The following is a 12282-nucleotide window of genomic DNA, read 5'->3' on the forward strand; positions in this document are numbered from 1 at the left end:
TCCCTCTATTAAGTTTAGTCTGCTTTTGTACCAAATAGGCGTAAGCGACTAATACCACCATCAGGGAAAATGTTTAGTCTTACATGGGTAACTGGGCCAATCTCATTAACCTCAGAGACAAACTCGTGAATATCGTGCGCGTTTAGTTTTTGAGAAGGAAGTAGCTCCTTCCAAAACAAACTCTGAGTGGCGACTTGATCATCTGTTCCACCTTTCACGTAAGCGGCTTGAATTGAGCAGCTATCTGGGTAGTTACCTTTGAAGTGCGCTGTATCAACAACAACACGACCAACATTACCCGCATGTCCAAGTGCCACAATCACCCAGTCGTTACCCGGTGTTCTGCGTCGAGCGGTCTCCCAACCATCACCCATGTTTTCACCACGACCAGGGCCAAGGATATTTGACTTGTTGCCATAGTGCTCATCACTACAAGCCAACGCACGACCACCATTTTCTACGGCCGCCAAGTCAACTTGTTGCAACTCGTCGATAGCATTCCAATCTACACTAGGGCTTCCGTAGACACGAAGACGCGCTACACCACCGTCTGGATAGATGTTAAGACGAACATGGGTATATACTTTGTCGCTGTCAATTTCGTTTAGATGGTGCTTGTCACCTTCTAGACTTTGTGATGGTAGAATTTCTTCCCAGCCTTCCGCATGAGTGGGATCAGCATCTGGGCTATAAATGGCGTCAACAGACGCTGACGGAGGGAAGTTACCTGTGAAAAATGAGGTATCGATATCAAGGCCTGCAATCGTTCCTGCTAAACCGAGCTTAACCACACAGAAGTCATAACCTTCGCCACGTTTACGGCGGCTTTCCCAGCCGTCCATCCATTTGCCATTGTCATCATAAAGGTCGTCTTTCCACTCTGGTGCTTCTCGACGAAGTAAACGACTCTTGTCAGCAAAAAAGTCATCGGTAGCGTATAGCGCTTCTGCGCCTAGTTTGTCATCTGCAAGGTTGATGTATTGTTCAATATTCAAAGACATTTCCTGTCATCCAGTTCAATTAATCCAATTAATAATAAAATGAGTACCTGCTTGCTCGTCGCCATTATCGGCCTCTGCCGACGCGCTCATTGCTTAGATTTTCCAGCTTAGGCTTTCGAGCTTAGGTTAATAAAAGAGATAGTCGCCTTTCCTTTGACTTACATATCTCTCAAGCGAAATAACGCTATCTTGTTGATTTCGTTAAGCGCAGTAGCAAACTCAGTTTCACTATCATTGCCTAATCGCATCTCGAACGATTCAAGAATTTGGTAACGATTGGCCCCTTTAACCGCCATGATAAAGGGAAAGTTGAAGCGATTTTTGTAGCTGTTGTTGTAAGTAGTAAATTTGGCAAATTCCTCTTCGGAGCACTGGTCAATACCAGCACCAGCCTGCTCGGCTGTAGATGCCGCGGTAAGTTCTCCATTGACCGCTGCTCTACCGGCTAAATCTGGGTGAGCGTTGATCAAGTCGAGTTGTTTTTGCTCAGACGCATTAAGCAGCGTCATCGACATTTTCAAATGTAAACTTTCTATATGGTTGTCATCTGCATCCAGTCCAGCGTCAAAAACGGACTCAGCCACCCAAGGACTGTGCTCATAAATGTCAGCAAAGCTTGAGACAAACTCATCACGTACCATAGTTGTCGGTGTGCATGATTTGAATTGTGTCATTATTGAGCTCCTTGCTGTTCATCGGGTTGATATGGGTGGTGTTCATGCCAGTGTTTGGCAATATCGATGCGGCGACATAGCCACACATCTTCATGTTGACTGACGTAATCTAAAAAGCGTTTTAGCGAGGCGATACGTCCCGGACGTCCAATTAATCGGCAATGTAAGCCTACAGACATCATTTTTGGTGCAGTTTCACCTTCTTCATACAGAGTATCGAAGGTATCTTTTAGGTATTGGAAGAACTGCTCACCGGAGTTGAATCCTTGGGCGGTAGCAAATCTCATATCATTTACGTCAAGCGTGTACGGTATAACTAACTGAGGTCTCCCCGCCTCTGTGTGCCAGTAAGGAAGATCATCATCATAGGCATCAGAGTCGTAAAGGAATCCGCCTTCTTCTGCCACAATACGTCGTGTATTTGGACCGGTTCTTCCGGTATACCAACCAAGCGGACGTTCACCCGTCACCTGCTTAATAATCTCTATCGCCTTGATCATATGATCGCGCTCTTGCGATTCATCAGTATATTGGTAGTCGATCCAACGATAGCCGTGACTGCATATCTCATGCCCCGCTTCTTTCATTGCCACAGCGACTTCAGGATAGCGCTCAACCGCCATCGCAACCGCGAAAATGGTTAGTGGAATATCATACTGCTCGAACAACCTAAGCACACGCCATACACCTGCACGGCTTCCGTATTCGTAAATCGATTCCATACTGATGTGACGCTCACCTTTTATTGGCATAGCACCCGGAATTTCCGATAGGAATGATTCCGATTCATCATCTCCGTGCAGTAAGCAACGCTCACCGCCTTCTTCATAATTCAATACAAAGGAAACCGCGATTCGTGCGTTATTTGGCCACTTAGGGTGAGGGGGATTCGCTCCGTAGCCGATGAGATTGCGCGAATAATCCTTATTCATCCACAGACTCCTTCTTGGTTCTTTTCTGCACTCTCTTTGGAGTGCGCTTTCACTCTTTGGTTTACTTAATTGTATACAATAATTTATCTCAATGTAAAGATTTTGTTTATCAAATTACATTTTGGAAACATAATGCTATTTTTCAACAAGTTATAATTGAATGATTTTTAACCATCACTATTTTAGTGCATGTTCCGCTCATATTTAGCACTGTTTTGATGCAACATTTTCATAACATAAACCTTTACTAATGGCGTAAATTGTGTACATATTAATATCAATAGAATTAAACAGACCTGATTTTTGTATACAGAATTACAAGATGACATTAAAGGAGCGTGTTTAAGCACGAAGCAATTATGGGACGACTAACAACGCATGTACTAGACACCGCAAATGGTGTGCCTGGGTCAGAGATCCAAGTGGATCTTTTCCGTATTGAAGGTGAAGAAAGTCAGTTTATTAAGAGCGTAATGACGAACTTCGATGGCCGAACTGATTCTCCTATTCTTGAAGGCGATGACTTTGTCGCTGGAAAATATCAACTCATTTTTCATGTCGCTCCTTACTTTGAACGTAAAGGTGTCGAGCTAGACCAAGTTCCTTTCCTTGACGATATCGTAATTCGCTTTGGATTGAATGATGAGGATGCGCATTATCATGTGCCTCTGCTCGCCTCCCCTTACAGTTTTTCAACCTACAGAGGCAGTTGATCGCTGTAGCAACCTTCTCCTAGCAAGTGCAAGACAACAACAGGCAGCCTTGCACTTCTAAGAGCTCGCTCTTTTGCGAAAGAGCAATAAGTAAATTGGAATGAACCTACTCTCTTTGGAGAATGGCACTAGTGCTGGAGTGACTCTGCAGCAAGGTGTCATGGGTACTGCTGTTTTCAATTTAAGGAAAAGCAACAAACTTTATACCCAATTTCTACATTAAGGGTATTGTGTAAAGGACTTACTCAAATGAATGAAAGCAAAGCAGAAGTGCTCAACGAATCGGCTGGAAATGGCGTGCTTGAACGCTTTTTCAAGATAAAGCAACACGGTTCGAGCGTTAAAAATGAGCTCGTCGGAGGTGTAACGACCTTTGCTACTATGGCGTACATTATTTTCGTCAACCCAAGCATTATGGCGGCCTCTGGAATGGATCAGGGAGCGGTCTTCGTCGCCACCTGTATTGGTGCAGCCATTGGCTGTTTACTCATGGGGCTGTTTGCTAACTGGCCCGTTGGACTCGCGCCCGGTATGGGTCTTAACGCTTTCTTCTCTTTCACTGTCGTCAGTGAAATGGGATACAGCTGGGAAGTGGCACTCGGAGCGGTATTTATCTCCGGTATTCTCTTTGTCGGTATGAGCTTCTATAAGATACGACAGTGGATCATTGAGAGTATTCCTGAAAGTTTACGTTACTCGATGACGGCAGGTGTCGGTCTCTTCTTGGGTCTTATCGGCCTGAAAACCGCAGGTATTGTTGTTGAAAACCCAGCAACGTTGGTCTCTCTAGGTGACTTCACTAAACCAGATGCGCTTTTGGCTGCTATTGCCTTCTTGATCATTGCGGTGCTCAGTGAGCGTCGCGTGTTCGGTGCGGTATTAATCGGTATTCTGAGCGTTACTATTGTTGGCATGATGTTGGGTCTTGTTCAATACAATGGCTTCTTCTCTGCACCACCAAGCATTGCCCCAACCTTTATGGCGATGGACATTTCAGGCGCACTTAACGTTTCTATGGTCAGTGTGATTCTTGCTTTCCTTTTTGTGAACATGTTCGACACAGCAGGTACGCTAATGGGTGTCGCTGAGCGAGCTCACCTAATCAACAAAGAAACAGGCAAAATTGAAGGGCTAAGCAAGGCACTTAAAGCCGATAGTATTTCTAGTGTTGCTGGTGCATGTGTGGGTTGTCCACCAGTGACCAGTTATGTAGAAAGTGCCGCAGGTGTAGCTGCAGGCGCTAGAACTGGTCTATCCGCGATTGTCGTTGCCGCTCTTTTCCTAGCAGCAATTTTCCTTTCTCCATTAGCCGGTATGATTCCTTCTTATGCTACAGCTGGCGCTCTTATTTATGTCGCGTTCGTCATGATGAGTAGTATGCAGCATGTTGATTGGAAAGACTTTACCAATGGTGCTCCAGCAGCCATAACAGCGCTAATGATGCCACTTACTTTCTCTATCGCTAATGGTATCGCTCTTGGTTTTATCACTTACACCGTTCTTAAAGTAGCAACGGGCAAAACCAAAGATGTCTCTATTTCAATGTACCTATTAAGCGCCATTTTCGTTGCCAAACTGGTATTCATTGGCTAACCCAAAATCAAGCGGTAATCGTGCCTTAAGGGTTACCGCTTGTTTTTAACCCTGCCGTTTAGGTCAGCACAAAGGACGAGCAGGATTACTATCACTACGCAGTTTGTAGAAGTCACCATGTCACCACCAAGGAAGAGTCGATTCATCGCTCTCTAAAGGAATAAGTATGAAACTTCTGTACACCCTGAACCAAAAACCGCCTCACGGCATGACCTTTTTACTGGCCGTCCAACATATGCTGGCCTCTATTGGTGGTATCGTCGCTGTACCATTAATTGTTGGCGCTTCCATTGGCCTACCTAACGACGAAATTGTCTCCCTCATTAACGCCGCCTTACTGGCATCTGGTATCGTCACCATCGCACAATGTGTCGGTTTCGGCCCTATCGGAATTAAGCTACCAGTTGTTATGGGTTCAAGCTTTGCCTTTCTTGGTGTTGCCATCTCCATAGGTAAAGATTCTGGCGTATCCGGCATTATGGGTGCAGCGTTGGTTGGCTCGTTTGTCGTCATATTAGCTAGCTTCTATATGGACAAAGTTCGTAAGCTCTTCCCAACTGTTGTAAGTGGAGTCGTGGTCACCCTAATCGGGCTCACCATACTCCCCGTTGCCATGAACTGGGTCGGAGACGCCCCCGCCGTTAGCAGTGAATTTGCTACCTTGCCTAAGCTGTTTCTTGCCGCTGTGTCACTTGGTATTGTGATTGCGGTATCGGTTTATTGTAAAGGTGCGGTTGCGGCTTCAGCTATTGTTATCGGCCTTGCCGGTGGTTACATCGTAGCGCTGTCCATGGGAATGGTTGATCTCGACCAAATAAGCACCGCTGAATGGGTAGGTGGTCCAGAACCGTTTAAATATGGTCTTACGTTCTCAGCCAGCGCCATTGTTAGTATGAGTTTGGTTTATATAGTTGTCATCGCCGAAGCGACTGGTGACTTTATGGCACTCGCAAACAACTGTCACACCAAGATTGATGGTAAAGACCTTAAGCGCGGATTGCTTGGCGATGGTCTGGGCAGCACACTTGCGTCATGCTTAACAGCTATGCCACTGGCATCATTCAGTCAAAACGTAGGTATTGTTGGCATTACAGGTGTTGCAAGCCGTTACGTTGTTGCAGCAACAGGTGGACTGCTCATCTTGGGTGGTTTGTTCCCGAAACTGGCAGCGATTGCAGTAACGATTCCAAAACCGGTGCTAGGCGGTGTGGGTTTTGTCATGTTTGGCATGATAGCTTACGCGGGTATTCGCATGCTTATTAAAGCGGCTGATACTAAACGTAATGCCCTTGTCATCTGCGTTGGTTTAGCATCAGGACTGGCAGTCACGTTTGAGCCACGCTTACTTCAACATTTCCCTCATGAACTTTCAAACTTCCTTCACTCAGGGATTACAACTGGTACGATCGTCACCGTACTTTTGCATCAGTTCTTGCCAAAATCAAGCAAGCGCGAAGAGCAAGAAGCACACGAAGAAAGCCGTGCTATGGTTAAGCAAGAGATTCATGAACTTCAGCAACAAGAAGAAAACCAAGAAATATCACAGACAGAGCTGTCTGCAAAAGGTAATAATTAAGAACAGCTAACAATACAGTGGCTACAACTGTCGTGCTCTAAGACATGGCTTAATCAATGACATAGAGCACCTTACATCAACTAAAAACTTAAAAAAGACCCTCTTCCCTGAAAAGGCTGAGATGGCTAAGGATTACTATGAATGGAAACCGTATGGATTAAGAATCCACTTGCTATTTACACTGGCACTACAGAAGACTCTGGCGGCGGTATCGTTGTACAAGGCAGTCGAATTGTCGAGCTAGTAGCAAGCAACCAAGAACCCACCACAACCATTACGGCGGTTATCGACGCATCACAACATGTCGTCACTCCAGGGCTCGTGAATGCCCACCATCATTTTTATCAAACGCTAACTAGAGCTTACCCCGATGCGCTCAACAAAGAGCTGTTTCATTGGCTAAAAAGCTTGTATCCAGTATGGGCAAATCTCGACGAAGAGATGATGAGTGTCGCTACAGAATTGGCACTTGTTGAGCTATTGCTCTCTGGCTGTACAACAGCCTCGGATCACCACTATTTAATCCCGACTGGCCTTGAACATGCGATAGATTTGCAAGTTGAAGCCGCGCAAAAGCTCGGAATAAGAGCCATATTTACTCGCGGTTCGATGAGTTTAGGGGAAGATGATGGCGGACTACCACCGCGTCACACAATACAAACTGAACAGACCATCGTTGATGACAGCTTGCGCTTGATCAATAGCTATCATCAACGTGATGATGGAGCGATGACTCAAATCGCGCTCGCACCTTGTTCGCCATTTTCTGTGACCACTGATTTAATGAAAGAAACGGCACGAATCGCCAAAAATGAATCGGTGATGACACATACGCATCTCTGCGAAACATTGGACGAAGAAGATTTCTGTCTTGAGAAGTTTGGTATGCGTCCGGTAGATTACCTTGAGGACGTAGGTTGGCTTAATGAGCGCACTTGGTTAGCTCACGGTATCCATTTTAACAGTGAAGAGATTCGCAGACTTGGTAAAGCAGAGGTAGGAATAAGTCACTGCCCTACTTCTAATATGATGTTAGCGTCCGGTATCTGTAAAAATAACGAGCTTGAGAAAGCTGGCGTGAAAGTAGGCTTGGGTGTAGATGGTTCAGCCTCCAACGACGGTTCAAACCTAATAGCTGAGGTTCGTATGGCGATGTATTTGCAACGCCTTCGCTATGGCTCTAACAACGTAACACACTTTGACGCGCTTCGCTGGGCAACATCAGGATCAGCGCGCGCCATGGGTCGCACAGATATAGGCGAACTCTCCGTCGGCAAACAAGCAGATATTGCCATGTTTAAGCTCGATGACATTCGCTTCTCTGGCAGCCACGATCCACTCGCTGCTCTACTATTGTGCGGAGCTCAACAGGCAGACCGTGTGATGGTGGCTGGTCAATGGCGAGTTCACGATGGTGCTGTTATGGGCGTGGATATGCCACAGCTCATTGAGCGACATAAAGCCGCCGCACTTCGCTTAAGACAAGCAGCATTAAGTATGTAGCTTATTCATTGAGTTATCACGATAGCAAAGGGGCTCACTATTAGTGAGACCCTTTTTATTCACATCAATAACTTCTAACGAGATGTGATGCGTTAAATTTCTTGCATCAACTGAATATAGTTACCGCAGGTATCATCAAGTACTGCAATCATCACAGTGCCTGTTTCTCTTGGCGCAATGGAGAACTCAACACCAAGGGCAGACATTCTTTCGTATTCCGCAGCAATATCGTCAACAACAAACGACGTCCAAGGGATACCTGCCTCTTTAAGAGATTGTTGATACAACTTGGCAGGTTCAAATGCCATGGGTTCAAGTAGTAGTTCAACACCCGATTGTTCCTGTGGAGATACTACGGTTAACCATTTGTGCTCACCTACAGGTACGTCCGTCTTCTTCACAAAGCCCAACATGTTGGTGTAGAAGTCTAATGCTTTGTCCTGATCGTTGACAGGAACACTCGTTAAAGCAATTTTAATCATTCATATTTACCTTAGATGTAATGGAATAACTAAAAGATAGCCAAGAAGTCATAGGAAAACTTATTCTAGATTGCTTTTATTGCGCTTTTGAAACTCCCTTGGTGAATAACCCGTACACTTTTTAAACACCGAGGAAAACGTCGCTACGCTTTCGTACCCCACTTCAAAGCAGGTATAGGTAATCTGGTGCCCCTCTCGCAACAGTGCTTTCGCTTTGGCAATGCGCATATCCCTGAGATAGCTTCGGGGTGTGACACCATAAAGCTTTTTAAAAATGCGCACATAGTGAAAGCGCGACATCAACGCCGCTTTAGCTAAGTCGTTCAACTCAATATTCTCTGAGTGAAATTTTTCCATGAAGGCTTTGGATTGGCGAATGAGTAAATACTGCTTGGCCTTTATGGGAGATTTACTGTAGAGACGGTCAATCTCTTGTTCATAGAATGTTTTGTTAGAAGGTGCCACTTGGACTCTGTCCCTTTCCAAAATACTCATCAAAGTCTAACACACGACTTGGCCTTAATTGCTAGGCAAACAAATCTCAATCGGTATGATTTATGAGTACGAGCAAGTGTGTATAATCGTCGGCAGACTCTTGCTGTCAGCATGAGAAAGACAGCGAACTAAAATGGATGGAAGATGAAATTACAAACTATCGATAAGCAGTTATACCGATCTCGTTTAAACATAGTCATAATCGCTTGTATCGCGACCTTAGCAATTTCAAGTTTAGCGATTTCACAAACCCTGATTTATCTCTTCCCTTCTCCTTCTGGCTCTCACTTTCACTGGAACCTTCTAGGCGTCATAGTTAGTGCTATTGGGCTTGTTATTGTTCTTCTAAAACTCAAAGCCCAACCCAAGATGAAAGAGGTCGTTTATGTTTGGGAACTGAAACAAGCACTGAACCTCATTTATCGCAAAAATCGCAAGCTGCTAGCCGCCGCCGAACAAGGCAACGCTGATGCGATGTTAGCGCTGCAGTTCAGCTACGAAGGGTCGCGCCAACTTTGGCAACTTGATGACAACACCATCACCATAAGTAGCTTAAACACTGCACAGGAAAATCTTGACGAATGGATACAAAGGTACGGCGTAACAATCAATGTCAGCGACTATGACTCAGCAATATTGAAGCAATTTTAATATTCACCTAGCCACATACAATTATCATCATCAATTAAAAATCGCCTTTAAATAATATATTTAATAGGCGATACTTTCTAAAGAAACACTCTGTTTCAATCACAAACAAATCCTCAGACTTTTATTAAAACCCCCATAGAACAGTGCCAACCAACTAACACACAGGTCATTTTGAAATATAATCTAACTAATTAATACACAATGACCAATATATTAAATAAGTCATTGATTTATATATGACATACTTAATTTTACTTTGATTTAACCTTCAGGAAACATCTATTTTTAATTTATCCACTTCATTGGCACTTTGAAAGTAAATCCAACCCAGTACCCACAAAGAAACTATGGGATATATTAGTTTCAATATTAAAAGTTCCGTTAATTAGTTTCTAGCTGTGTGACTGTTTGTATCAATAGATTTCTGGCACATTGATATAACGAACTTATATAACTATATTCACAAACCATAATAACTATATAAATATTTGTGCACTGGTTAATAACCTTTGTTGAAGTCAAAGTCGTTATAATACTCAAGGAAATCTCATGATTGAAATCCATTGGTCGGTCGCGCTCGCAATGAGCTTTTGCAGCTTTCTAGGCATTCTAAGAGTGTATGGAAGGCGTGTTGATCGATTTATGAAGCGTGTTTCTGCTCAGATGTTAAAAATTCTCAATGGCTCTATGAAAGCCTCTAACTACGCTCAACAACGAACAGAAACAGAGTTGTATCAAATTGGTAGTCAGGAACGTAAATACGAATTTGGTGACTATATTCGCCAGCAAACCACCCGAAATAAAGACCTTTAGCATATCTATTAGACACAGCTGCTTCTATTCCGCTCTATATCGATGGAGCAGCTGTACGTCATCTCTACCTTGTAAAAGTGCACTTATACCCGACTCTTAACACCACAACCTTGTATAACTAAATTGGTGAGAAACGTCGCCGCCTGTTCATAATCTGCGTCGTCTAATTCGGGTTTATCCAATACACTGCAAATCTGCCAATTAAAATCAGCGTAGGTCTGAGTCGCAGACCAAATCGCAAACATAAGATGATGCGGTGGTACTTCATCCATAAAGCCTTGTTTCGACCAAGTAGCAAACTTGGAAATGATCATCTGCGATTGTTCAAACAGCTTGTCTCGAATGGATTCTGGCAACACCTTTGCCCCGGACATTACTTCACTAGCGAACACACGAGAAGCATGAGGATAATCACGGGAAATCGTCAGTTTGGTACGAATGTATTGAGTCAACGCTTCGACGGGATCATCTAACTGTTCGATAGGTAATGACGCAGCAAGCAATGGCTGAGTGACGGTTTCGAGCACGGCATAGTAAAGTTTGTCTTTGGAGCTAAAGTAGTAAAAGACGTTAGGCTTGGGAATATCTGCCGCTTTTGCTATATCGGCCATCTTGGTGGCAGCGTAACCATGCATAGCAAACTGTTCACTGGCAACCTCGATAATAAGGTCTTGGTTCTTTCGTCTGATTCGCGACATACTCTTCCCTGATCTCATGTGCTACTTAGTTAATCTTAATGAAAACAAAGAATAAGTCCAAAACTTATGGGGAATACTGAGAGGTAAAAAATCCCAAAACCGATACAAACAGCGCCTGTTAATGTTGAAGTTAGAAGCCCTTTAACTCCAATAACTGCCTGCACGATTTCGGGAACGCGTATAAAAGGAGACAAAACTACGCGATTTATGCGGAAATCATGGCCCTAAGTAATCATTATTCGTTACGGATTGAATGATTAGAGCGAGCCTCTATTGCTTTAATTAGTGCAGAGTGGTCCCAGTTTTCACCACCTAAGTCGGCACACTCACCAAACAGTGCTTGCGCGTTTTCAGTGTTGGGTAACGCGACTTCAAGTTCTTGAGCTCCAGTTAGCGCAAGGTTTAGATCTTTTTGGTGAAGCGCAATCTTAAAGCCAGGGTCAAATGTGCCTTCTACCATACGCTCGCCATGCACTTCTAAAATCTTAGAACTCGCAAAGCCTCCCAATAGCGCCTGTCTCACACGCGCTGGATCCGCACCGGCTTTCGATGCAAAAACAAGGGCTTCCGACACTGCCTCAATATTAAGTGCAACAATGATTTGGTTAGCGACTTTACATGTTTGGCCTGCGCCACTATCACCAACAAGCGTGATGTTTTTGCCTAGTTTCTCAAACAGTGGGCGAGCTTGATCAAATGCTTCTTGGTCGCCGCCTACCATAATGCTCAGTGTTGCATTAACAGCACCCACTTCACCACCTGACACCGGAGCATCTAGATACTGTGCACCACTTTCTTTAATGCGTTTAGCAAATGACTTAGTCGCGATTGGCGAAATTGAACTCATATCAATCACTAACTTATGAGACGTGCTTGCCGCTAACCCCTCTTCCACTCCGCTTGCTCCGAACAATACGTCTTCAACTTGTGGTGTATTTGGCACCATTAGAATGATAACGTCAGCGAGCTCAGTCGCTTCTTTCGGTGAGTGACATACTGTTGCGCCGCGAGTAACCAGTTCAGCCGGTGGAGCATTGAAGTGATCCGACAATACCAATTCGTAACCTGCCGCTTGCAGGTTTTTAGCCATTGGCTGACCCATAATTCCGGTACCGATGAATGCAATTTTCATGATGTGTTCTCCTTAACGT

At 44.4% G+C, this 12282-nt stretch carries 13 protein-coding genes; 6 read left to right on the plus strand and 7 right to left on the minus strand.

Annotation, left to right across the window (positions count from 1 at the left end; all coding sequences use genetic code 11):
• Positions 1 to 14 precede the first annotated feature (14 nt).
• From alc to puuE, 3 genes are all read right to left on the minus strand, one after another.
• A complete protein-coding gene (alc, locus tag OH456_RS07265) occupies positions 15 to 1001 on the minus strand; it encodes an allantoicase (RefSeq protein ID WP_006070609.1) in 987 nt (328 codons plus the stop codon).
• Between the two features lie 158 nt (positions 1002 to 1159).
• Complete coding sequence (gene uraD / locus OH456_RS07270) at positions 1160 to 1675, minus strand: 2-oxo-4-hydroxy-4-carboxy-5-ureidoimidazoline decarboxylase (RefSeq protein ID WP_006070608.1); 516 nt, start codon at positions 1673 to 1675, stop codon at positions 1160 to 1162.
• Positions 1675 to 2607: an allantoinase PuuE gene (gene puuE, locus OH456_RS07275; RefSeq protein WP_088877161.1), complete on the minus strand. Its 933-nt coding sequence runs from the start codon at positions 2605 to 2607 to the stop codon at positions 1675 to 1677. The genes uraD and puuE overlap by 1 nt, the downstream gene beginning before the upstream one ends.
• A gap of 359 nt (positions 2608 to 2966) precedes the next feature.
• On the opposite strand from puuE, the gene uraH reads away from it, so the two are divergent.
• From uraH to OH456_RS07295, 4 genes are all read left to right on the plus strand, one after another.
• Positions 2967 to 3320 carry a hydroxyisourate hydrolase gene (gene uraH / locus OH456_RS07280; protein ID WP_006070606.1) on the plus strand — a complete coding sequence of 118 codons (354 nt, stop codon included), beginning with the start codon at positions 2967 to 2969 and terminating at the stop codon, positions 3318 to 3320.
• A gap of 249 nt (positions 3321 to 3569) precedes the next feature.
• The gene (locus OH456_RS07285; RefSeq protein WP_006070605.1) at positions 3570 to 4913 is read left to right on the plus strand and encodes an NCS2 family permease; all 1344 of its coding nucleotides are present in this window, start codon (positions 3570 to 3572) and stop codon (positions 4911 to 4913) included.
• Between the two features lie 166 nt (positions 4914 to 5079).
• Positions 5080 to 6489, plus strand: coding sequence for a nucleobase:cation symporter-2 family protein (locus OH456_RS07290; RefSeq protein WP_107306696.1), 1410 nt, complete (start codon positions 5080 to 5082; stop codon positions 6487 to 6489).
• A 141-nt stretch (positions 6490 to 6630) separates the two neighbouring features.
• Positions 6631 to 7992 carry an 8-oxoguanine deaminase gene (locus tag OH456_RS07295; RefSeq protein WP_270033197.1) on the plus strand — a complete coding sequence of 454 codons (1362 nt, stop codon included), beginning with the start codon at positions 6631 to 6633 and terminating at the stop codon, positions 7990 to 7992.
• Positions 7993 to 8084: 92 nt separating this feature from the next.
• Here the strand turns inward: OH456_RS07295 and OH456_RS07300 are convergent, their stop codons facing one another.
• Positions 8085 to 8474 (minus strand): VOC family protein, encoded by a 390-nt coding sequence (locus OH456_RS07300; RefSeq protein WP_270033198.1) that lies wholly within the window; start codon positions 8472 to 8474, stop codon positions 8085 to 8087.
• A 60-nt stretch (positions 8475 to 8534) separates the two neighbouring features.
• Positions 8535 to 8939 carry a helix-turn-helix transcriptional regulator gene (locus OH456_RS07305; RefSeq protein WP_270033199.1) on the minus strand — a complete coding sequence of 135 codons (405 nt, stop codon included), beginning with the start codon at positions 8937 to 8939 and terminating at the stop codon, positions 8535 to 8537.
• Positions 8940 to 9113: 174 nt separating this feature from the next.
• On the opposite strand from OH456_RS07305, the gene OH456_RS07310 reads away from it, so the two are divergent.
• Together OH456_RS07310 and OH456_RS07315 are read left to right on the plus strand one after the other, a co-directional pair.
• Positions 9114 to 9620: a DUF3087 domain-containing protein gene (locus OH456_RS07310; protein WP_270033200.1), complete on the plus strand. Its 507-nt coding sequence runs from the start codon at positions 9114 to 9116 to the stop codon at positions 9618 to 9620.
• A gap of 549 nt (positions 9621 to 10169) precedes the next feature.
• A complete protein-coding gene (locus tag OH456_RS07315; protein ID WP_038228374.1) occupies positions 10170 to 10433 on the plus strand; it encodes a hypothetical protein in 264 nt (87 codons plus the stop codon).
• An 83-nt stretch (positions 10434 to 10516) separates the two neighbouring features.
• On the opposite strand, the gene OH456_RS07320 is transcribed toward OH456_RS07315, so the two are convergent.
• The gene (locus OH456_RS07320) at positions 10517 to 11131 is read right to left on the minus strand and encodes a TetR/AcrR family transcriptional regulator (protein WP_270033201.1); all 615 of its coding nucleotides are present in this window, start codon (positions 11129 to 11131) and stop codon (positions 10517 to 10519) included.
• Positions 11132 to 11366: 235 nt separating this feature from the next.
• Complete coding sequence (locus tag OH456_RS07325; protein WP_172427839.1) at positions 11367 to 12266, minus strand: 2-hydroxy-3-oxopropionate reductase; 900 nt, start codon at positions 12264 to 12266, stop codon at positions 11367 to 11369.
• Between the last annotated feature and the right edge of the window lie 16 nt (positions 12267 to 12282).

This window comes from Vibrio sp. La 4.2.2 (genome assembly GCF_027586995.1).
Taxonomy (GTDB): domain Bacteria; phylum Pseudomonadota; class Gammaproteobacteria; order Enterobacterales; family Vibrionaceae; genus Vibrio; species Vibrio mediterranei.